At 65.6% G+C, this 21,762-nt stretch carries 19 protein-coding genes, 1 pseudogene and 1 riboswitch; of the genes and pseudogenes, 6 read left to right on the top strand and 14 right to left on the bottom strand.

Going from position 1 to position 21,762, the window contains the following annotated elements; all coding sequences use genetic code 11:
• Position 1: 1 nt before the first annotated feature.
• On the top strand, positions 2-1,312 hold the full coding sequence (locus QDT69_RS34940) for an MFS transporter (RefSeq protein ID WP_279711007.1): 1,311 nt from the start codon (positions 2-4) through the stop codon (positions 1,310-1,312).
• 214 nt (positions 1,313-1,526) lie between these two features.
• Here the strand turns inward: QDT69_RS34940 and QDT69_RS34935 are convergent, their stop codons facing one another.
• From QDT69_RS34935 to QDT69_RS34925, 3 genes and pseudogenes are all read right to left on the bottom strand, one after another.
• On the bottom strand, positions 1,527-3,245 hold the full coding sequence (locus QDT69_RS34935; protein ID WP_279711006.1) for an amidohydrolase family protein: 1,719 nt from the start codon (positions 3,243-3,245) through the stop codon (positions 1,527-1,529).
• 163 nt (positions 3,246-3,408) lie between these two features.
• Positions 3,409-4,906: pseudogene (locus QDT69_RS34930) on the bottom strand (chloride channel protein).
• A 353-nt stretch (positions 4,907-5,259) separates the two neighbouring features.
• A complete protein-coding gene (locus tag QDT69_RS34925; RefSeq protein WP_279711034.1) occupies positions 5,260-5,478 on the bottom strand; it encodes a hypothetical protein in 219 nt (72 codons plus the stop codon).
• Here QDT69_RS34925 and QDT69_RS34920 point away from each other — a divergent pair.
• The gene (locus QDT69_RS34920; protein ID WP_279711032.1) at positions 5,374-6,849 is read left to right on the top strand and encodes a CYTH and CHAD domain-containing protein; all 1,476 of its coding nucleotides are present in this window, start codon (positions 5,374-5,376) and stop codon (positions 6,847-6,849) included. The two genes, QDT69_RS34925 and QDT69_RS34920, sit on opposite strands and share 105 nt — an antisense overlap.
• A gap of 72 nt (positions 6,850-6,921) precedes the next feature.
• Here the strand turns inward: QDT69_RS34920 and QDT69_RS34915 are convergent, their stop codons facing one another.
• Positions 6,922-7,110: a hypothetical protein gene (locus QDT69_RS34915; RefSeq protein ID WP_050419894.1), complete on the bottom strand. Its 189-nt coding sequence runs from the start codon at positions 7,108-7,110 to the stop codon at positions 6,922-6,924.
• 134 nt (positions 7,111-7,244) lie between these two features.
• Entirely contained in the window at positions 7,245-8,471 is a 1,227-nt protein-coding gene (locus QDT69_RS34910) for an MFS transporter (protein WP_279711005.1), read from the bottom strand.
• A 172-nt stretch (positions 8,472-8,643) separates the two neighbouring features.
• Here QDT69_RS34910 and QDT69_RS34905 point away from each other — a divergent pair, with 172 nt between their 5' ends.
• A complete protein-coding gene (locus tag QDT69_RS34905) occupies positions 8,644-9,891 on the top strand; it encodes a hypothetical protein (protein ID WP_279711004.1) in 1,248 nt (415 codons plus the stop codon).
• 165 nt (positions 9,892-10,056) lie between these two features.
• Here the strand turns inward: QDT69_RS34905 and QDT69_RS34900 are convergent, their stop codons facing one another.
• Together QDT69_RS34900 and QDT69_RS34895 are read right to left on the bottom strand one after the other, a co-directional pair.
• Complete coding sequence (locus QDT69_RS34900) at positions 10,057-10,230, bottom strand: hypothetical protein (RefSeq protein ID WP_167351836.1); 174 nt, start codon at positions 10,228-10,230, stop codon at positions 10,057-10,059.
• A 111-nt stretch (positions 10,231-10,341) separates the two neighbouring features.
• Positions 10,342-12,555: a TonB-dependent receptor gene (locus QDT69_RS34895; protein ID WP_279711003.1), complete on the bottom strand. Its 2,214-nt coding sequence runs from the start codon at positions 12,553-12,555 to the stop codon at positions 10,342-10,344.
• A gap of 158 nt (positions 12,556-12,713) precedes the next feature.
• Positions 12,714-12,912: riboswitch (cobalamin riboswitch) on the bottom strand.
• 112 nt (positions 12,913-13,024) lie between these two features.
• Here QDT69_RS34895 and QDT69_RS34890 point away from each other — a divergent pair.
• From QDT69_RS34890 to QDT69_RS34880, 3 genes are all read left to right on the top strand, one after another.
• Positions 13,025-14,068, top strand: a complete 1,044-nt coding sequence (locus tag QDT69_RS34890; protein WP_279711002.1) for an iron ABC transporter permease — start codon at positions 13,025-13,027, stop codon at positions 14,066-14,068.
• Positions 14,065-14,838, top strand: a complete 774-nt coding sequence (locus tag QDT69_RS34885; protein WP_279711001.1) for an ABC transporter ATP-binding protein — start codon at positions 14,065-14,067, stop codon at positions 14,836-14,838. The genes QDT69_RS34890 and QDT69_RS34885 overlap by 4 nt, the downstream gene beginning before the upstream one ends.
• Before the next feature lie 224 nt (positions 14,839-15,062).
• A complete protein-coding gene (locus QDT69_RS34880) occupies positions 15,063-15,854 on the top strand; it encodes an ABC transporter substrate-binding protein (RefSeq protein ID WP_279711000.1) in 792 nt (263 codons plus the stop codon).
• 172 nt (positions 15,855-16,026) lie between these two features.
• On the opposite strand, the gene QDT69_RS34875 is transcribed toward QDT69_RS34880, so the two are convergent.
• From QDT69_RS34875 to soxZ, 7 genes are all read right to left on the bottom strand, one after another.
• Positions 16,027-17,067: an MBL fold metallo-hydrolase gene (locus QDT69_RS34875; protein WP_279710999.1), complete on the bottom strand. Its 1,041-nt coding sequence runs from the start codon at positions 17,065-17,067 to the stop codon at positions 16,027-16,029.
• A gap of 323 nt (positions 17,068-17,390) precedes the next feature.
• The gene (locus QDT69_RS34870) at positions 17,391-17,834 is read right to left on the bottom strand and encodes a DsrE family protein (protein ID WP_279710998.1); all 444 of its coding nucleotides are present in this window, start codon (positions 17,832-17,834) and stop codon (positions 17,391-17,393) included.
• A 162-nt stretch (positions 17,835-17,996) separates the two neighbouring features.
• The gene (locus tag QDT69_RS34865) at positions 17,997-18,452 is read right to left on the bottom strand and encodes a hypothetical protein (protein WP_279710997.1); all 456 of its coding nucleotides are present in this window, start codon (positions 18,450-18,452) and stop codon (positions 17,997-17,999) included.
• A complete protein-coding gene (gene soxB / locus QDT69_RS34860) occupies positions 18,449-20,197 on the bottom strand; it encodes a thiosulfohydrolase SoxB (protein ID WP_279710996.1) in 1,749 nt (582 codons plus the stop codon). The genes QDT69_RS34865 and soxB overlap by 4 nt, the downstream gene beginning before the upstream one ends.
• A 34-nt stretch (positions 20,198-20,231) precedes the next feature.
• Positions 20,232-20,546 carry a hypothetical protein gene (locus tag QDT69_RS34855; protein WP_279710995.1) on the bottom strand — a complete coding sequence of 105 codons (315 nt, stop codon included), beginning with the start codon at positions 20,544-20,546 and terminating at the stop codon, positions 20,232-20,234.
• Positions 20,543-21,400, bottom strand: a complete 858-nt coding sequence (gene soxA, locus QDT69_RS34850; protein WP_279710994.1) for a sulfur oxidation c-type cytochrome SoxA — start codon at positions 21,398-21,400, stop codon at positions 20,543-20,545. The genes QDT69_RS34855 and soxA overlap by 4 nt, the downstream gene beginning before the upstream one ends.
• Positions 21,397-21,708 (bottom strand): thiosulfate oxidation carrier complex protein SoxZ, encoded by a 312-nt coding sequence (soxZ, locus tag QDT69_RS34845; protein WP_050419904.1) that lies wholly within the window; start codon positions 21,706-21,708, stop codon positions 21,397-21,399. Before soxZ ends, soxA begins: the two co-directional genes overlap by 4 nt.
• Between the last annotated feature and the right edge of the window lie 54 nt (positions 21,709-21,762).

Here is a 21,762-nt window from a genome sequence, read left to right as displayed (position 1 = left end):
CATGACGACGCAGCCGACGCCCAAGGGGATGTCGACGCCCAAGGGCGCTTGGACCATCACCTTCCTCCTGTTCCTGTTCATGGTGGTGAACTTTGCGGACAAGATCGTGGTCGGGCTGGCCGGCGTGCCGATCAGGAAGGAGATGGGCCTCACCCCGGAGCAGTTCGGCGATCTTGGCTCGGCCTTCTTCTATCTGTTCTCGATCTCGGCGATCGTGGTCGGGTTCATCGTCAACCGCGTTGATACGCGTTGGGTGCTGCTGATCCTGGCGGTGATCTGGTCGCTGGCGCAATTTCCGATGATCGGCACCGTCAGCCTCACGACACTCACGATCTGCCGCGTCATCCTCGGCGCCGGCGAGGGGCCGGCCTTCTCGGTCGCCGCGCACGCGATCTACAAGTGGTTTCCGGACGAGAAGCGCACGCTACCGACCGCGATCCTGTCGCAGGGCTCGGCGTTCGGCGTGATCCTCGCGGTGCCCGCGCTGAACTGGATCATCGTCAATCACAGCTGGCATCATGCCTTTGGCGCGCTCGGCATCGTCGGCCTGCTCTGGACCGTCGCCTGGTTCGCGCTCGGCAAGGAAGGGCCACTGGTGTCGACGACTACTGTCGTCGCCGACGAGCCGCGGATTCCCTATTGGAAGCTGCTGTCGTCGCGCACCTTCGTCGGCTGTGTGATTGCGACCTTCGGCGCCTATTGGGCGCTGTCGCTCGGTCTCACCTGGTTCACATCCTTCATCATCGAGGGGCTCGGCTTCTCGCAGCAGCAGGCCGGCTTCGTCTCGATCCTGCCCTGGATATTCGGCGCGACGATCGTGATTCTGACCGGCTGGATTTCGCAGTTGATGCTGGCGCGCGGCTTCACCACCCGCGGCGCGCGCGGCGTGCTCGGCTCGGTGCCGCTGATCATCGGCGGCGCCATTCTCGCGACCTTGCCCTACGCGCCTCCGGGCGGGCTGATGATCGCATTGCTGGTGATCGGCTCCGGCCTGTGCGGCTCGATCTACGTGGTGTGTCCGCCGATGCTCGGCGAGTTCACGCCGGTGTCGCAGCGCGGCGCGATCATCGCGATCTACGGCGCGCTGTACACGATCTCGGGCATCCTGGCGCCGATGGTGATGGGCAGTGTGATCCAGCACGCAGCCACGCCGATGGCGGGTTACATGTCCGGCTTCACCATCAACGCCGCGATCATGGCGGGCTCCGGCCTGCTCGGGCTGTTGCTGCTGTGGCCGAACACCGAGCGCGCGCGGCTGACCGGGCAGGCTCAGCCCGCCGACACGATCAAGGGCGCGATGTCGCCGACATAGGGTAGGTGCGCTTTACCCTCCCCTGGAGGGGCAGGGTCGACGCGAATGAAATGAGCGGCGGGGTGGGGTGATCTCTCAACACGGGCAGTGCCCGAATGGAGAGATCACCCCACCCCGCTGCGCATTCCGCTTCGCTGCATGCCCAGCGGCCCTCCCCCTCCAGGGAGGGTGAAGTGGCGACTGTATCCGGGCTACGAGCCGACTCCGACGGCGATCAGTTCAAGCCCTGCGCGCCGCGAACGAGTTTGCCGGGCCGCGCGCCGGTGGCCTTGCCCTGGCGCTGGGTCACGACGCCCGAGACGATGGTGGCATCGTAGCCATCGACCTGCTGCAACAGGCGGCGGCCGCCGACCGGCAGGTCGTAATGCACCTTCGGCGGATGCAGGTGCAGCCGGTCGTAGTCGATCACGTTGACGTCGGCCTTGAAGTCCGGTGCGATCACGCCGCGATCGGTGAGGCCGACCGACAGCGCGGTCTTGCGCGACTGTGCCGCGATCACGAACGGGATCGAGAGTTTTTCGCCGCGGCTGCGGTCGCGCGTCCAGTGCGTCAGCAGATAGGTCGGGAAGCTGGCGTCGCAGATGATGCCGCAATGCGCGCCGCCGTCGGACAGGCCCGGCACTGCGCTGGGTTCGCGCAGCATCTCGTGCACGGCGTCGAGATTGCCGTCCGCATAATTCAGGAACGGCACATAGAGCATGCCGCGGCCTTCGTCGGTCAGCATCGCGTCATAGGCGAGCTCTTCCGGCTGCCGGCCCTGGCGGCGCGCCTGCGGGCCGAGCGCCTTTTCCGGCGGCTGTTCATAATCCGGCGGATTGCCGAGCAGATACATCTTGTCGTAGTTCGGCCGGAAGAACAGCGGATCGTCGGTTGCCGTCGCGCTCTCGCTCAGGATCGCGGCGCGCACCTCGGGCCGCCGCAGATGCGTCAGCCGCTCGGCGAGCGGCAGCTTAGCGATCTCACGATAGCTCGGATGGGTCTGGAACGGGTTGCGTGACAATTCGAGCCCGAGCAGCAGCCCGACCGGCCGCGCCGCGATCTGGGTCGTGATCGACAGGCCGCGCGCGGCGGCTTCATTGATGGTGTCCATGGTCTGCCGCCAGCGCCGCGGCGCCTTGTCGGCCTGCGCGACCGAGAACGAGATCGGGCATTTGGTGGTTTCGGCGACCCGCAGCATCATCGGCAGGTCTTCGTGCACGGTGCTCTGGTCGAGCACGAATTGCAGCACGCTGCGGCCGACGCCGTGCATCGCTCCGGCGATCGCGGTCAGTTCATCCTCGCCCGCCTTCAGCGTCGGCGTGTAGTCGCCGGTCGAGGTGCGGTGATTGAGCGTGCGCGAGGTCGAGAAACCCAGCGCGCCCGCGCGCACCGCATCGCCTGCGAGCGCCGCCATCGCCTTGTTGTCCTCGGGTGTTGCGGGATCGCGGCGCGCGCCGCGCTCGCCCATCACATAGACCCGCAGCGCCGCGTGCGGCAGCTGCGCGCCGATATCCATGTCGAAACTGCGCTTCGACAGCCATTCCATGTAGTCGGGAAAGCTCTCCCACGCCCAGGGAATACCGGCCGAAAGCACCGGCTCCGGAATGTCCTCGACGCCCTCCATCAGCTGGATCAGCCTGTTGTGGTCGCTCGGCCGGCACGGCGCGAAGCCGACGCCGCAATTGCCCATGATCGCGGTGGTGACGCCGTTCTGCGATGACGGCGTGATGTCCTGGCTCCAGGTCACCTGGCCGTCGTAATGGGTGTGGACGTCGACGAAGCCGGGCGCCACCAGCTTGCCGCGCGCGTCGATCTCTTCCTTGCCTTTTGCAGTGACCTTGCCGACCTCGGTGATCTTGCCGCCTGAGATAGCGACATCGGCTTCATAGAGGTCGCCGCCCTTGCCATCGGCGATGGTGCCGCCGCGGATCACGAGGTCTGGGGTCGAGGTCATGGCATTTCATCCCGAGGCTGTTCTTGGTTATGCGGCATCATGGGTGAGCCCTTGATGCTGTCAACCATCGCCGATGAAGCTCTGGGATGCGCTGGCCGTTCTGCGCGCTTTGGCGTTGCCGCCCGGCGGAAATTTGTTCCGCCAGGCAAGCCATCGCGGTCTATCATGCGCCGAAGAACGCCGTCTTCTGGGTCTCCTCGGCCTGCAGCCTGGCGCGCACGCGCATCAGGTCCTTCCAGCCGATATAGCCGACCAAGCGCTGGTCCTCGCGCGAGATCACAGGCAGATGCGAGATGTTGACCTGCATCAGGCGGTCGGCGAGCCGGTCGAGATATTCGTCGGGATAAGCAACGGTGATCTTGCTCCCCGCCAGCAACTGCTTGAGCGTCGCGGTGCGATGCTTGCCGGCACGGTATCAGCAGCACCGTGACGCCATGCGCGCTACAATTGGCCGCGATCAGCGGCAGCAGCACGTGGGTGTTGCCGGTGAGCTCGACCGCGAAGAAGGTTGCGGTCAATGGCGAGCGCATCGTGCCGCCCATCGTCGCCGCCATCGCCAGCAGCGCCCAGAAGCCGGGGCTCGCGGTCGGCATATAGCCGCTCAGCGCCGTGTCCATCGCGCCGCCCATGATCAGCAGCGGCGCCAGCACGCCGCCCGACGTGCCGGAGTCGAGCGCGACCGACCAGATCACGGCCTTCACCACGAGCAGCAATAGCGCGGCCTTCAGCACCACGTCGCCGCTCACCATCGATGCGAGGTTGTCATAGCCGACGCCGAGCGCCTGCGGCTCGATCAGGCCGCCGAGGCCGACGACCAGGCCGCCGATCAGCGGCCACCACATCCAGTGGATCGGCAGCTTCAGGAACAGGTCCTCGAATCCGTAAACCAGCTGGGTGAGCACGCCCGACAGCAGGCCGGAGAGGATCCCGATCAGCATCCAGGCGCCGAGCTGCAGCACCGAGATGTCGACACTGCCCGTGAACGGAAACAGCGGCGCCGGCATGTGCAGGAAGGTGCGCCCGACCGCCGCCACCACGGCGGCGACGGTGACGGGAATGAAGCTGCGCGGCGTCCATTAGAACAGCAGCAGTTCGACCGCGAGCATGATTGCCGCAATCGGCGTTCCGAACACGGTGGTCATGCCGGCCGCGGCGCCGGCCACCAGCAGGGTCTTGCGCTCGTTGTCCGTCACCGGGAGCATCTGCGCGATCAGCGAGCCGATCGCGCCGCCGGTCATGATGATCGGGCCCTCGGCGCCGAACGGGCCGCCGGTGCCGATCGAAATCGCCGACGACAATGGCTTGAGGATCGCCACCTTGCGATCCAGCCGGGATCGACCGAGCAGGATGGCTTCAATGGCTTCCGGAATGCCGTGCCCGCGGATCTTCTCGCTGCCGAAGCGCGCCATCAGGCCGATGATCAGCGAGCCCGCGACCGGCACCAGCACGGTCCAGAGGCCAAGCGGTGAGTCCTGCAATTTCAGGTCGGCGAAACTGAACTTGCCGAAATAGGCGATGTTGGTGGCGAGCTTGATCAGCTCCAGCAGACCTGCGCCGGCCAGCACGCCGGCGGCGGAGACGAACACGGCGATCGCCGAGATCACCACGACGCGCGGATCGGTGGTGAAGTCGCTCAAAAGGTGACTCGCCTTGTCGCCGATCTTGGCACTGGTCTTGGCAGCTGTGCTCGATTTGGTGAAATGACGCTCATCGGTGGCGTAAGGCTCGCATGTGAAGTGGACGCGCGCGTCGAACTGTCCGCGGTGCATCTCGATGAGCTGTCGCGGATCGAGCCGCTGTTGAAGCAGGTCCTGTCGCGACGATCGGAATGAATGGGTCGTGTACGACGCTTCGCGCGGAATGGGTCGTCCTCGCCCTCGGCTAGCGGTGCGCGGTCAAATGCAACTTGATCGTGTTAATCTCGATACAATCTGCGGCTAATGCGCGGTGCAATACGGGAATATGCCTTGTCATTGTCATGAAACCTTCATACACCATGTCGGGGGCGTTACCATTACATAAGCGGCAGCCGGTCGTGACCGATGCGGGCAATGCCATTGCCGTCGGGCATGGCGATCAGGCGGAAGTCGAACTCAAGCTCCTTGCGCCGCAAGGAAGCCTCGAAAAACTGCGCGAGGCACCCTGCATCGTGCAGCATGCGCGCAATCGCGGCGCCTTTCACCGGCTGGAAACAGTCTATTACGACACGGCCGAGCGCCTGCTGTTTCAGCATGGCATGTCGTTGCGCGTCCGCCACAGCGGCAAGACCTTCATCCAGACGCTGAAGCTTCCTCCCAATGCCGCGCAGCCCCTGATGCGCCGCCAATGGGAGATGCCTGTTGGGAGCATGACCCCCGATCTGGCGCTCTTCCCCGCCGACGAGGTCGGCGATCCCGTTGCGGGGCTGAGCAAACACGCGCTGGCGCCGGTTTTCGAGACGAAGGTGCGCCGGCACGCCCGACAGCTCGATCTGCCCGATGCGTCGGTTGAAGTCGTATTCGACGAGGGGACGATCGAGGCCGCTTCGCGCCAGGAAGTGCTGTCGGAAATCGAGATCGAGCTGAAGAGCGGCAATGCCGGCGTCCTGTTCGATCTCGGAACGCAGTTGCTCGACGCGGCGCCGCTGCAGATCGGCACGCGAAGCAAGGCGGAACGCGGCTATGCGCTGGCGTTCGATGTCGCGCCATCCGCAGTGAAGGCCGAGTTGTCGGGCATCACCGCGGAGCTTGCGGTCGACGACGTCATCGCACTGCTGGTGGGCTCCTGCTGGCATCATCTCCTGAAAAATCACGCGGTGGCCGAGCAGGGGACCGATCCCGAAGGCGTGCACCAGATGCGCGTGGCGTTGCGGCGCTTGCGGACGATCTGTGCGCTGTTCCGGCGCGACATTCCATCGCCGGCATTTCTGACGGTCAACGCCGAAGCAAGATGGCTGATGCGGCAGCTCGGCAAGGCCCGGGATTGGGACGTGTTCGCCGAAACGACGATCACCCGCCTGGTCAGCGCGGTTCCGGATATCGATCTCGATGGCCTTCGCCAGGCGGTCGAACAGCGTCAGAAGTCGAGCTACGGCGCCTTGCATGGCGTTCTGGCCGATCCTCGTTGCAGCCGCTTCCTGCTCTCGCTGGGGCAATTGGTGGAGCGCCGCAGCTGGCGCAACGAGATCGACAGCGAAGCGCTCGCGATCCTGTCGCAACCAATGCCGGTGCTTGCCGATCGAATTCTGCAGCGGCTGCATCGCAAGACGTTGAAGCGTGGTGCGCGCTTCCGGCGGCTCGATATCCACGCGCAGCACAATCTGAGGATCAACCTCAAGAAGTTGCGCTATGCGGCGGAATTCTTCCTGCCGCTTTATGCCGCTCATGCGCCGGCGAAGCGCTACGTGAAGCGGCTTGCCAGGTTGCAGAACAGCCTCGGGCGGGTGTGCGACATCGGCAGCACGCGGGTGCTGCTCCACACCATCGCGCAGGATGACCAGCCTGCGCTGCATCTCGGCATCGGCGCGATGGCCGGCTGGCTGGCCCGCGATCAGATCGCGGTGGCAAAAACGCTGCGCAAGAGTTGGCGGCGGTTCAAGACGACGCCCGTATTCTGGGGCCGCTGAGTCTGGCAGCGGCAGCCGTCAGCCATCCCTCTTGTTGAGGTTAGGTCGGCGCGCGGTTAACCCGGCGCACCATCAGGGCGTCGGAGGTCGGACTTCGTCGTCGGGCAAGGCGGGCTCCAACGACGCGTCTGCTCCAGCGCTGTCCAAAGCTGTTTCCTGAACAATCGGAATATGCGGCACGCTGCTGACCACGACCGGATTGTCGTCGGCGGCGTGGCTTATGAGCGTTTCAAGAAACAGGAAAAATTTCTCGGAAAGCACAATAACCTCCCCCGGTTCGGAAGAGTCGAAATTAGGATAATCCTCCCGGGCGGCAGGCGCCAGTTGCCGGGGCGCGAAATCCCGTCAACAAACGGCGATTGTCGGCAGTTCAAGGGTCGGAGCGATAGCGCGCGCTAGGCCTGGATTGTAACCTCGGAAGCCTGCTGCGGCTTGCGCTCGGTGACCAGCGCGAGCAACACGGTCAGCACCATGAACACCACCGAGGCGCCGAACACCCAGTGCGGCATGTGCTGGTCCATGATCCAGCCGAACAGCAGCGGGCTGACGATGCCGCCGAAGTTGAAGCCGGTGGAGACGATGCCGAAGGCGCGGCCGGCGGCGCCGGGAGGTGCGGCGTTGCGTACCATCATGTCGCGGGACGGCGCGATCACGCCGCCGAGGAATCCGGCAAGCCCCATCGCGAGCGTCAGCACCACCGGCGGCAGGTCCATCAGCGCAATCAGCAGCACCAGCACGGCATTGACCGCGAAGCAGGCCGCGGCGAGCTGGCTGTGGCGATGGGTCCAGTCGGCGAGATAGCCGCCGGCGAGCACGCCCGCGGCGCTGGCGCCGAGGAATGCGGTCAGCGCGATGTTGGCGGTCGAGAACGACGCGCCGTAACCGCCCATCAGCGCGACCACGCCGAAATTGTTGATGCCCGAGGTCGACAGGCTGAGCAGCGTGAAGAACGCGGTCAGCACCATGAGCGCCGGCGTGATCACGCTGGCCTTCGGTGCGGTGTCGTCCTTCGGCTTGTTCTTGTTGGCGCCGGCATCGGGAATGCCGAGCACGATCAGGAACAGTGCCACCAGCGGGCCCACCGCGCCGGCCACGATCAGCGCGCCGAGGCCGCCGGTCGAGGCGACCAGCGCCGCCATGATCGCAGGCGCCACCGCGCCGCCGAGGAAGCCGGCAAAGGTGTGGATCGAGAAGGCGCGGCCCATCCGCGCCTCGTCCATATGGGCCGAGAGGATGGCGTAGTCGGCCGGATGATAGACGCTGTTGGCGAGGCCGAGCAGCACGGCGCAGACGATCAGCGAGGTATAGCTCAGATGCAGGCCGAGCCCGATCAGCGCGCAGCCGCCGACGGTCAGCCCGACCAGCAGGATCTTGCGCGCGCCGATATGGTCGGCGAGGTAGCCGATCGGCGCCTGGGTCAGGCCCGAGACCACCGCGAACACCGTCAGCGCGAATCCGAGTTCGACATAGCCGACGCCGAGCTGCTGCTTCAGGAACGGGAACAGCATCGGCAGCACGAAGATATGGAAATGGCTGACCCAATGGGCGACCGAAATCCCGGTCAGCGTGCGCAGCGCGCTGTCGGTTTTCGCTTGCTGCGGTGCGGCCAGAATATCGACCATGTCTGCGACAACCCACTTTTTCCAAAGCCCGGCAGGGCCGGCCGAAAATAGAGGCTGGCCGCTAATTGTCCATGAACGCAGGCGCATGGCTGCCCCCGGCGCGGGCGTGCCGGATCGACACATGCGGCATTAAAGGCGGCGACAAAGTGCGGCGGTGCGGTGATGATCGGCCATGATCGACGCCAAAAAGCCGCTCCGCGTGCTGGTGTCGGAGGGCTCCAGCACCTCCGGCCGCGAGGCGATCACGATCCTGGGACTGGCCGGCCATCACGTCGAGGTCTGCGATCCCTCGCGCTGGTGCCTGGCGCGCTATTCCCGCTTCGTCCGCAAATACCACCATTGTCCGCCGCTGCGGTCGGATCCGGCCGGCTACCTCGGCTTCGTCGAGCGGCTGCTGGCGTCGTGGCATTTCGATGTGCTGCTGCCGACCCATGAGCAGGGCTTCCTGTTCGCCCGCGCCGCGGCGCGGCTGACGTCGCGCACCGGCCTGGCGCTGCCGGACTTCGCCTCCTATCGCAAAGTGCACAGCAAGGCCGGCTTCAGCCGGCTGCTCGATGAGCTCGGCCTGCCGCAGCCGCCAACCCGGATCGTGAGCTCGGCCGACGACTTGCGCGACGGCCTGCGGTTTCCATCGGCGGTCAAGACCTCGGTCGGGACCGCGAGCCGCGGCATCTGGTTCGTGCGCGATGCCGGCGATCTCAACCGCGCGCTCTACGACCTCGAATCGTCAGGCGATCTTGCCGGCGAGGTGCTGGTGCAGGATCTCATCACCGGCACGGTCGAGAAGGCGCAGTCGGTGTTCTGCCGCGGCACGCTCATCGGCTTCCACGCCTACCGGCAGATCGCGGCCGGGGTCGGCGGCGGCGAGGCGATCAAGGAGAGCGTGAGCCGGCCGGCGATCCGCGCCGCGCTCGAGAGGATCGGTGCGCATCTTCGCTGGCATGGCGCGCTCTCGGTCGACGTCATCATGCCGCTCGACAGCGCAACGCCGCTGTTGATCGATTGCAATCCGCGGCTGGTCGAGCCGATGAACGCGTACCAGTCCGGCACCGATCTGGTCGATCTCCTGCTGCGCGTCTCGCGCGGCGAGACGCCGGCGCCGCTGGCCGAGAGCCGCGCCGGCGTGCGGACGCATCTTGCGATGCAGGCGCTGCTCGGCAGCGCATCGCGCGACGGCACGCGGCGTGACCTGATCAGGGAATGCGGCCGCATCGCCGCGGGCGAAGGTCTCTACCGGGGCAGCGCCGAGGAATTGACGCCGGTTCGGCTCGATTGGCTCAGCGCCGTGCCGCTTGGGATGACGGCCGCTCTGCTGCTCGCCTCACCGCCGATCGCCGCATCGCTGGCCCGCGGCGGCTTCGGCGCGCATCTGCTCGATCGCGGGAGTATCAGGAAGATTGAGAGTGAGGATTTCGGCTAACTCCATCCCCACGTCGTCCCGGGCAAGCGAAGCGCGACCCGGGACCCATAACCACCGACATTCATTTTGCGCAACGCTGGGGCCACAGCGCGCTTCAACGATTCAACCCTGTGGTTATGGGTCCCGGCTTTCGCCGGGACGACGGGGATGGGTCTCGTGCAACCCCTACAACGGCTCATCGTCATTGCCGTAGCGGTCGAGCTTCGGCGTGGCGATGTCGCCATCCTCGTAATAATCGTCGTCCTGCGACGCTGCGGGCGGCGAAGGCTTTTTTGCCTTGTCGTCGGTCTTGTCGTTGATCTTGGCTCCGCCCTTGCTCTGCTTTCCGGCCTTGGCCATGCGTTTCCCCTGCGCGGGTCAAATTACATGCCGGAATTCTACTCCAGTTCCGGCGCGCTTGTAACGTGAGGAGACGGTGTGGCCGCGTCATACCCGGCCACACCGGATACCTCAAAACGTCGCGCCGGCCTTGACCATGTAGGTGCGGCCGGGCAGCGGATAGGCCGAGAAGCGGCCATCCGTGAACGTGCTGGCGATCGCGTAATCGTAGTAGAGCGCGTTGAACAAATTGTTCACGCTGAGCGACCAGAAGAAGCGGTCGACTTGCCCGCTCAGCTTGATGTCGGCGGTGGCGTTGCCGGGAATCCGGCTCTGGGTGTTGGCCTGGTCGTTGTCCATGATGCGCGCGCTCCAGGCGCGCACCGTCGCGTCGAACACCAGATAGTTCTGCCAGATGTTCCAGGTCACGCCGACATTACCGGTATAGCGCGACACCAGCGGCACGTCGTTGCCGGCCCACATGCCTTCGCGGAACACGGCGCGGGTGATCGCCATGCCGCCGCGCAACGTCACGGTGTCGCTGACCTTGAGCGAGGCGCTGGTCTCGGAGCCATAGCGGCGGGTCGGGTCGAGGTTGGTATTGTAGAACAGCACCGGGTTGAAATGGATCTCGTTCTCGAGATCCATCAGATAGACGCTGGTCTGCACCTGAAACAGATTGGTCTTGACCCGGAAGCCGCCTTCGACGTCCTGCGAGGTCTGGGTCTTGAGCTGGAAGGTCTGCGGGATCGGGGCGAAGGTCAGCGGATCGAATGACGGACCCGATGCGACGCGCTCATCGACATCGGGCGTGCGGAAGGCGCGCGCGGCGCGGCCGAACACCGAGAAGGTGTCGGTGAAGCGATGTTCGACGCCGACATGGGCCGCGTATTGCGTCTCGTTGCTGTCGAGCGGCGCCGCCTGGGTGTCGAAGGCGAACGGCGCGTTCGGATCATAGCGGTCGCGCGCCGAGACATTGGTGTTTTGCACGCGCGCGCCGTAGGAGAAATCGGTCGTCGGCAGCAGGCCGAGCGTGTGCTGCCAGTACCCGGCGACGCTCTGCTGCTCGATATTGTAGATGTGGTAGGGATCGACGCCCTGATAGGCGCCGCGGGCCTCGCGGAACGTCGAATCATAATAGTCGATGCCGGTCAGGATCGTGGACGGCATCCCCAGCACGACGTTCTTGACGCTGAGCCGCGGCGTCAGCGACCAGGTCTGCAGCGCGGCGTCATTGTAGGTCGAGGCGAAGCTGATGGTCGGCACCGTGCCGAAGAAGCCGCTTTGCGTCTCGCGTTGCCGCCAGCCGCCATCGACGATGAGGTCGACGCCGTTGATCAGCGTTTTGGTGAAGCCGGCCGTGACGCTCGCAGTCTGCTGGTTGGCGTAGTCGAAGGGCGTCGCCGCGCCGCGGCGATCGGTGAGCAGCTCGTTGACGCCGATCAACGGATCGACCAGCCGTCCGCCGGGCAGGCCAAGCTTCTGGTCGCTGCCGGTGACGGTGAGGAAGGCCGTGAGATCGGATGTCGTGTAGTTGACGTTGCCGACGGCATTGCGCTGGTCGAGCGCATTGTTGACGCGGTAGCCGTCGGACTTGATGCCATTGCCGTAGAACGATGTGGACCAGGGTCCGGAATTGAGCGCCGCGGAGACCGCGGCCATCCGCGTGTTGAACGAGCCAAATCCACCCTCGGCGCGTATCGTGGCCGGCGGGCCGCCGGCGCCGGTCTTGGTGATGATGTTGACCACACCGCCCACGGCGTTGTCGCCGTAGAGCACCGCGCCGCTGTTGCCTCTGACGATCTCGATGCGCGCGATCGAATCGAGCGGAATCGTGGTGAGGTCGAAGCCGGCCTTGTCGACGTCGTTGAGGCGGCGGCCGTTGAGCAGGAACAGGGTGTTGTCGGAGGCGAACGCGCCGAAGCCGCGCAGATCGACCGCGGTCTTGGCGCCGTTCGGTCCGCCATAGGGCGTTTGCAACTGCACGCCCGGCACCTGCGCGAGAATCTCGGGCAGCGACTGCATCGGCGCATGCGCGATGTCGTCGGCGGTGATCACGGTCGAGGAAGAGCCGACGATGCCGGCGAACTGGCGACCGCCACCAGCGCCGCCCGTTCCGGTGGCGAGGCCGGTCCCCGTCGTGCCCGATCCGCTGCCGCTGCCCGTGTTGCTGCTCTGAGTGGTGCCCGGGGCAGGGCGGCGCGGCGCCGGCGTTTCGTCAGTGGCCGGCTTGGCGCGCGTGAAATTCTGGTCACCCGGCTTGGTGACTTCGATCGCGGGAAGCTGATCGGGAGCGGGCGCCTGCTGCGCCCGCGCGGTTGAGATGATGATTGCCGGCACGATCATCGTCGACGCGAGCAGAAGCGCGCGGCGCCGACGGGCAGGGAAGGAGAACATAGGCGAGACCTCGGTAACGTCAGTGGCACGTCACCGCGAACCAGTCTCACCATGTGCTTGCAGCATCAGGTGAAGCTCATGCCTGTACTCCCCGACCGGCATCCTCGCGTGTGACCACGGCTGACGGCAGGTCTCCTGGCTCGCGGGTCGTTACCCTTCGTCGCCTTCCCAGGACCGAGATTCCCAGTGGCATCTGACGAAGGATTCACCGCATACAGTTGCGGGGGCAGCCGCGGCATTGGGGAGGTTTCCCCGCACCGCATTCCCTTTTCATCTCATCAAAGAACCGTCATGGTCATCTAGGGTTCGGCCGGGCAGCAAAGTCAATCCGGCGGATGTCGGGCGGGGGCGAGGCGGCCACGCTTTTTGTCGAGTGTCGCTTGTCTGCCACGGCGATCGCTGTAAGAGCATGGATCCAATGAGCGTGCAGGATTTTGCCTTGGCGGCCGAGGTCGCCGCGCGGCGCCGGTGGAGCGCTACCGCAGCGCTGCTCGTGCTCGTGGTGCTGCTGTGCGTGCTCTCGCTTGGCATCGGGCCGGTGCGGCTGTCGCCGCTTGCGGTGATCGAGGCGCTGTTCGGCGGAGGCAGTGACGTCGCGCAGGTGATCGTGCGCGAGATCCGCCTGCCGCGCACCATCCTGGCGTTCGCGATCGGCGGTATTCTCGGATTGTCGGGTGCGGCGCTGCAGGGCCTGCTGCGCAATCCGCTGGCTTCGCCGTCGCTGTTCGGCGCGCCGCAATCGGCGGCATTCGGCGCGGTGCTGGTGATCGCGCTGGGCCTCGCCGATGTACGCTCCTACGCGCTGCCGGTGACGGCGATCATCGCCGCATTCGGCTCGGTGTTCGCGCTGCTCGCGATTGCCGGCCGCAATGCCGGGCTGTTGATCCTGATCCTCGCCGGGCTCGCGATCTCGAGCTTTGCCGGCGCTGCCACGGCGCTGGTGATGAACCTCTCGAGTAATCCGTTCGTGGTGCTGGAGATCGCGTTCTGGCTGCTCGGCTCGCTGGAGGATCGCAGCTTCCAACACGTCGCGCTGGCGCTGCCTTTCATCATCGCGGGCGGAGCCATCCTGCTGAGCCAGGCCAGCGCGTTCCGCGCGCTGACACTCGGTGAGGAGGCCGCGCAAAGCCTTGGCGTCGATGTCGGGCGGCTGCGGCTCTTCGTCATCACCGGCGTTGCGCTCGGCGTCGGCGGCGCGGTCGCCGTCACCGGCACGATCGGCTTCATCGGCCTCGTCGCGCCGCATCTGATGCGGCCGGTGATCGGCCACGATCCGGCGCGGCTCCTGGTGCCGAGCGCGCTCACCGGCTCGGCGCTGCTGCTCGCGGCCGATATTGCGGTGCGCATCATCCCGTCGACCTCGGACATCAAGGTCGGCGTGCTGACCTCGATCATCGGCGTGCCGTTCTTCCTTTACCTCATCATGCGCGAACGCCGCGCGCTCGGCGGAGGCGTGGCATGACGCTGCTCTCTGCCACCGGCCTCAGCACGTCGCTCGGCAGCCGCAAGGTGCTGCACGAGGTCTCGCTGTCGCTTGCTGCGGGCCATCTGGTGGCGCTGGTCGGGCCGAACGGCGCCGGCAAGACCACGCTGCTGCGTGCGCTGGCGGGGCTGATCCCGTCCGACGGCGAGATTCGGATCGGCGGCGACGCGCTGGCGTCGCTTTCGCTGCGCGAGCGAGCGAAACGTTTCGCCTATCTGCCGCAGGGGCACATGGTGCATTGGCCGCTGCCGGCGCGCGATATCGTGGCGCTCGGCCGCTATCCGCATGGCGCGACCGATCCGGCGCGGCTGTCATCGAGGGATGTCGAGGCGGTGCTGCGGGCGATGCAGGCGGTCGATGTCGAGGCGTTCAGCGACCGCCGTGTCACCGAGCTATCCGGCGGCGAACGCAGCCGCGTTGCACTGGCCCGCGTGCTCGCGGTGGAAGCGCCGGTGATCCTCGCCGACGAGCCGACCGCCTCGCTCGACCCGCGCCATCAGATCGATGTGATGCAGAAGCTGCGCAACGTCGCCGACACCGGCGTGCTCGTCATCGTGGTGACCCACGATCTCGGGCTTGCCGCGCGGTTTGCCGATCATGTGCTGGTGCTGTCGGAGGGACGGCTGGCGGCGCAGGGCGCGCCTGATGAAGCGTTATCGGAGAGCGTGCTCGCGAGCGTGTTTCGAGTCAGCGCCTATCGCGCCGAATTTCAGCGCGAGGCGGTCATCGTGCCATGGGCAGACGTGTGATGATGTGGCGTTGCCACGAACTCGCTGCACCTCTCCCGCTTGCGGGGGAGGTCGCATCGCATCAAAGATGCGATGCGGGTGGGGGCTCTCTCCACAATGCGATTCGCGGAGAGAGCCCCCACCCCAGCCCTCCCCCGCAAGCGGGAGAGGGGGCGCAGTTCCGGCGCCACGGGCATCGAGCTTCGTTTCGCTGCGCTCTGATCTTCTCGTTTCTGACTTGGGCGATGTCTGCCAGCATCGCCTCCGCAGCCGGGCCGCGCATCGTCTCGATGAATGTCTGCAGCGACCAGCTCGTGCTGTCGCTCACCGATCCGGACCAGATTCTCGGGCTCAGCCGCTTCGCGCGCGATGCCTGGCAATCCTGGGCCGCCGAAAAGGCGCGAAACTTTCCGCTTCTGTCCGGCGGGGCCGAGGATGTGCTGCTGCTCAAGCCCGATCTGGTCGTGGTCAGCCTGTTCGACAAGCGCGCGACCCGCGACTTGCTCAAGGCCCACGGGCTGCATCTGGTCGAGTTCGCCGTGCCGCGCACGCTGGACGAGGTGAGGGACCAGATCCGCGCGATGGGCGATGTGGTGCAGCATCCGGACCGCGCAGAAGCCGAGATCGCGCGACTCGACGCGGCCATCGCGCGAGCGCGGGCGATAGCGAGCGCGCATCACTATCGCGTGCTGCCGCTGGAGCGGCGTGGCTTTGTCTCCGGTGACAGCAGCCTCATCAGCTCGCTAATGGCTGCAACCGGCCTCTCCAATGCGGCCGGCGAGCTCGGCCTCGGCGCGGGCGGGTTTGCGTCGCTGGAGGCGATCGTGAAGCTGCGGCCGGATTTCATTCTGGTGTCGGAGGCCGGCGATCGCGCCGAGGATGAAGGCCGCGCCTTCCTGCTGCATCCGGCGCTGGAGCGGTTCTATCCGGAGAACAAGCGCATCGTGCTGCCGGAGCGGCTCACGGTGTGCGGCGGCGTGATGCTGGCGGATGCGCTGGATCGGTTGACGGCGGAGCTGCAGCGGATGACCCGATGACTCCTCGTAATCCGTCATCCTGAGGTGCGAGCCCTTGCGAGCCTCGAAGGATGCACGGCCCGGATATTTCCAAGCGCTCGCGGAAGGAGTTGGGCCGTCGCCCTTCGAGACGCGCTGCGCGCTCCTCAGGGTGACGGTGAGAAATAATGCGCGCCCGCCAACGGCTGGACGCCTATCCCATCACCACCGGCCCGCCGGCCTTCTTCCAGGCGTCGATGCCGCCTTCGATATGGGCGGTGTTGGCCAGCCCCGCCTTCTTCGCGGCGGCCACCGCCATCGCGGAGCGCTCGCCGAAGGCGCAGAAGAACACGACGCGGCGGCCGGTCGCGGCGGCGACTTCGCGCAGCATGCCGCCGGGCTGCAAGGTGGCGCAAATCTGGGGATAGGGCGCGTGCATGGCGCCGGCGAGCGTGCCGTGCTTGGCGCGTTCAGCGCTCTCGCGCAGATCGACCAGGAGGATATCGGGCCGGCCGAGGCTTGCGATGGCATCGCGCGCATTGAGCGCAAGGCCTTCCTTGGCGAGCTCGTCCTGGTGCAGGCCGACATGCATGTTAGCGGGCACCACGACGTCCATCAGCTTCGGGTTCGGCAAATTGAGGTTGTTCATCAGCTCGACATAGTCGTCGATCGATTTCACCTGCAGCCGCGGATTGTAGCGCTTCTCCTCGCCGATCGTGGAGACGGTGTCGCCCTTGTAGTCATGCGCGGGGAACACCATGGTTTCCTCGGGCAGCTTGAGCAGGCGGTTGAAGATCGAATCGTATTGCGCCCGCGCGCTGCCGTTCTGGAAATCGGTGCGGCCGGTGCCGCGGATCAACAGCGTATCGCCGGTGAAGACGCGGTCGCCCATCAGGTAGCTATATGAATCGTCGGTATGGCCGGGCGTGTACATCGCCTCCAGGCAAAGCCCCTCGATCGTTACCCTGTCGCCGTCGGAGACGCGCATCGACACCACGTCGGCCTTGCTCTGCTCGCCCATGATGGTGATGCACTGGGTGCGGTCGCGCAGCTCGCCGAGGCCGGTGACGTGGTCGGCATGCAGGTGGGTATCGACGGCCTTGACCAGCCGGAGGTCGAGCTCCTGCAGCAGCTTGCAGTAGCGGTCGGCCTTTTCCAGCACGGGATCGAGGATCAGCGCCTCGCCACCGGCGCGGCTCGCGAGCAGATAGCTGTAGGTGCCGGACACGCTGTCGAAGAGCTGGCGAAAGATCATGACGGCTTACCTGTTCTCCGGGTCGAGTTACATGGAGGATATTATTCCATAAATATGGGCGATTCAAAGCAAATCCATCCCCGCGCGATTCCGTATCCGTCGCCTTCCAATCTACCCCCGTCACCCTGAATCTACCCCCGTCACCCTGAGGAGGCTGCGTAGCGGCCGTCTCGAAGGGTGGACGGCCCGGCTGTTTCCGCGAAGCTATCGGCGTGTGGAGGCAGTGGGGCCGTGCACCCTTCGAGACGCGCTGCGCGCTCCTCAGGGTGACGGATCGCATTTCGGGCGCGGGGCTAACGCGGCAAACCAATAAGAGATGCCGCCTACGGCCTCACGTAACTCCAGCCCTGCTCCTGCAGCTCCATCAGATGCACCACGCCCGACGGTACGATGGTGGCGTCGGGCACGACGGAGATCGCGTGGCCCTCGGCCTTCTTCATGCCCTGCCTGGTGTTGTTGCAGGCGGAGAACTGGATCTTGCCCGGGAAGACGAAATCCTTGAGCCGCCTGATGCGGTCCTGCACCGGTGAGGTGTCGCTGCGCAGCATGTGCAGGCCGGGACCGTAGGTGACGATGTCGATCTCCACGTCCTCGTTCTTCGCACGGTAGTATTCGATCACGTTGGTCGCGTTGTTGAGCGCGAGATTCATGACCTGCGGATCGTTCTGGTCGACCTGGATCGCAATTCGGTGCGGCTTGTCACCGGCGAGTGCGCTCGCAGTGAAGGCAAGCGAAAGCAGCGCGGCAGAGACGAGACGGCGAAGCATGGAGGGGCTCTCGGAGGGCTTTGCTGTCACCCCGTCATTGCGAGGAGCGAAGCGACGAAGCAATCCACCTTTCTTTCTCGCGACAAAGCTGGATTGCTTCGCGGAGTTTATCATCGGGCGCGCGTTCGCGCGACCCGTTGGCTCGCAATGACGGTGGGGGCGTTACGGCCGCACCAGCGTGTAGCCGTTCTCGGTGAGCAGCAAGATCTGCGCGACGCCGACCTGCACCGGGGTGGCGGCGGCGATGTAGTCCGGCCGCTTGCCGGTGTCGCGCTCGATGGTGTCGACGGTGTTGAGGCAGATGTCGACCCGCGCGCCCTGCGCGACCAGGCTCTCGACCAGCTTGCGGTTGGCGTTGTCCGGCTTGAGCAGCTCGATGCCGGGGCCGAAGGCGACGATCTCGACCGCGACCTTGTCCGGGTCGTAGTGCTTCATCAGATTGCTGGCGACGCTGAGGACGAGGCCCTGCTTCTTCGGATCGTTGTCGGACAGCTGCAGCACGACCTTATGCTCGGCGAACGGCTTGTCCTGCAGCGGCGCCAGTTGGGCGCGGGCGAACGGCGTCGCCAGCGCGATCGCCGCAAGGCCGAGTGCCGCGATGAGCGCGCGTCGCATCATCCGTGCCTCGCAATGCCCAAATTGTCGTCGACGCCTTTCAGCGTCACGCCGGGCTCGTTGAGGTTCGGCGGCCGGCCGGCGCGCAGGTGCCTGGCGACGACATCCCAGATCGGCGCGCCGTTCTGCTGGTTGACCGAGGCCCAGCCTGCGACTTTGTAGTGCTTGCCGGCCTCGAGATGCTTGCCGTTGCCGAGCTTCAGCTCGGAGATGCGCTTGCCGACGCTCTCGCCGGGCGTGCAGGTGTAGGCGAGGCCGCCGACGCGGACCATGTCGCCGCCCTGCTGATAATAGGGATCGGCGTTGAACAGATTGTCGCAGACGTCTTCCAGCACGTCCTTGATCTGGCTGCCGGTCATCGTCGCGACGTAGGTCTCGGGATAGGTGATCGCGGTTTCCGACAGCACGTCTTCCATGGTCAGCGGCTGACCGGCCAGCGTGGTGAGGCCCCAGCGGAAGCCGGGCGACAGCGCGATCTCGGCGTTGAGCTCGTTCAGCAGCGCATCGCAGATCAGCTGGTCGACGGTGCCGGAGAAATTACCGCGGCGGTAAAGCAGCCGGTTGGCCGTGCCGAGCTTGTCGCTCCATTCGTCGATATGCGGATCGCGCATCTTGTCGATCAGCGCCTGCATCGCCGGATCGGGCTTCAACAGCTCGGCGAACACAGGCAGCAGGCGGTAGCGGATATTGGCGACCTTGCCCTTGGCAAGATCGAGATCGAGCACGCCGATGAACTTGCCGTTGGAGCCGGCATTGGTGACCAGCGTGACGCCGCCGGCATTGGTCACCGTGATCGGGATCGGGATCGCGTCATGGGTGTGGCCGCCGAGGATGACGTCGATGCCGGTGACACGGCCGGCGAGCTTGAGGTCGACGTCCATGCCGTTATGCGACAGCAGGATCACCGCCTCGACCTTGTCGTTGTTGCGGTGGCCGTCGACGAGCTTTTGCAGCTCGTCGTCGCGGATGCCGAACTTCCAGTCCGGGGTGAAACGCTTGGGATGCGCGATCGGCACATAGGGGAAGGCCTGGCCGATGATCGCGACGCGATGGCCGCCGATCTCCTTGATGATCGACGGCTTGAACACCCGCCCCGAGGCCGGATCGAACGCCTTGGCGTCGTTGAACGCGGCTTCCTCGGTCAGGAATACGTTCTGCGCCAGGAACTCGCCCTTGAAGCGCGAGAGATTGTCGCGCAGCACCTGCTCGCCATAGGTGAATTCCCAGTGCCCGGTCATCGCCTCGATGCCGAGCAGGTTGGCGGCCTCCACCATGTCGGCGCCGTTCATCGCATTGGCAAGGCCGGTGCCCTGCCAGAGATCGCCGCCGTCGAGCAGGATCGCGCGCTTCTCGCCGACATCGGCGCGCAGCTTGTCGACCAGCGTCTTCAGATGGGCAAAGCCGCCGAGCTTGCCGAAGCGGATGGCGGCCTTCTCGAACTCGACACAGGTAAAGGCATAGGCATCGGCGCTGTCGGGCCGGATGCCGAAGCGGTCGAGGAACGCCTTGCCGACCAGATGCGGCGGCTGGCCGGCCATCGCGCCGACGCCGATATTGACGCCGGGCTCGCGGAAGAACACCGGCTTCAGCTGCGCATGGGTGTCGGTCAAATGCAGGATACGGGCGTTACCGAAGCGCTCGAGGTCGTAGACGCTGGCGGTATCGGCGCTGCGCGCAAGGCGGGGCAGCCCGCCCACAAGCGTCGCGGCGGCCGAAGCTATCAGGAAATCCCGGCGGCGGATGATCATCATTCTCTCCGCGCGGCCCCTGGCCAGCGCGCCTTTAACGAACTTCCATGTCCTTCCAGCGTTCCTTTTCGCTGGTCGCCTGGAAGATCGATGCCTTTGCCAGCGCCTCGGCCTCCTTGGCCTGGGCGACTGCGGTGTCGAAATCACCAGCCTCACCGGCCTTTTTTGCGGCGGCGAGCGTCGAAGCCGTGGTGGTCCACTGGTTGCGCAGGGAGCCGGCTTCCTTGTCGGCGGCTTCAGCCGCGGCATAGGCTGCCTTGTAGTCGGCCTCGGAGGCGGCGAGGGCACCGGTTGCAGTTGCGAGCAGCAGGGCCGACGCTGCGAAGATCGCTCTGACGGCAGCCCTCATGGCCGTGCTCCCGGCCCCGAAATCGGCAGGCCATTGCTGACATAGGACAAATAATATTCGAGGTCGCGGTACTCGTCGTCCTGCGGATTGAGCGGCACGCCGCGGATCTGGCTGTTGCAGGTGGTGAAGCGGCGGCTGGTCGTGCCCATGCCTGACCATTCCGAGCGGTAGATCGGCATCGCGTTCAGGATGCCGAGCGCCGGCGCCAGCACCTCGGCGCGGATCCGCTCGCCCGGGCTCTGGATGTGGCAGGTGGCGCAGGAGAAATTGAGCTGACCGCGGCGAGTGTAGAAATACTCCTTGCCCTTCTGATAGGCCTGAAGCGCGCGCGGATCGTTCGGGATCTTGATGTCCATCGGCTTGCCTCGCGAGGTGAAGGCCATATAGGCGGTCAGCGCCGCCATGTCGTCCTTCACATAGGAGAACGGTGCCTCGCCATTGGCCTCGCGGCAGCGGTTGAGCGCGAGCTCGAGCGTGACGACCTTGCCTTCCTTCTCGTCGAAATAGGGATAGTTCTGGCGGATGCCGATGCCCTTGTTCGGGAAACAGTCGGCATAGGTCTTGCCGTTCTTGAACGGCGTCGAGAACATCTCCTTGCCGGCTTCGAGCGAGAACTCGTAGGGCGGAAACTGTTCCTTCTCTTCCCACTGCTTGTGCAGGTCCTCATTCATCGAATACGGACCGTTGACGAAATCCTCGAGCTTCAGCTTGGGGAATTTGTTCGTGAAGAACTTCTGGAACGCGGCCTTGTCGGCGGCGGGATCGATGCTGTCGGCCGCGCGCGCCGGTGTGCACGCCAGCACGCCCAGCGTGAGCGTGGCGATTGCTGCGCGGATTGCGAAGCGCGCCGTCATTGAATCTTCGCCGTGGTGGTGTCGGTCGCGCCCTTGTTGTCGACCCAGCTGACCTTCAAATCGTCGCCTTTCTTGCCGCCTTTGAAGGCGAACTTGACGTAGGGGTCCTTGGAGACGCCGCCGCCCCAGTCGGCGACGAACACCGGCTTGCCGTCATATTCGAAGGTCAGCACCTGGATGAAATGCGGCGGGATGATCTCGCCCTTGGCGTCCTTGACGAAGCCGGAATCCATCGGGTGCTGGATCAGCGCCTGCACCTCGGTGGTGTCGCCGTTTGAGGTGGCGCGCACGCGAATGCTCGATGCCATCGGTTTAGTCCTCTGTTGTCGCAACGGCCCATCGGCGGGCTCGCTTCACCTCTC

Source organism: Bradyrhizobium sp. CER78, assembly GCF_029846235.1.
Lineage (GTDB): Bacteria > Pseudomonadota > Alphaproteobacteria > Rhizobiales > Xanthobacteraceae > Bradyrhizobium.
The sequence above is the reverse complement of the archived record's forward strand: the minus strand, read 5'-3'. Positions and strand labels throughout refer to the sequence as shown.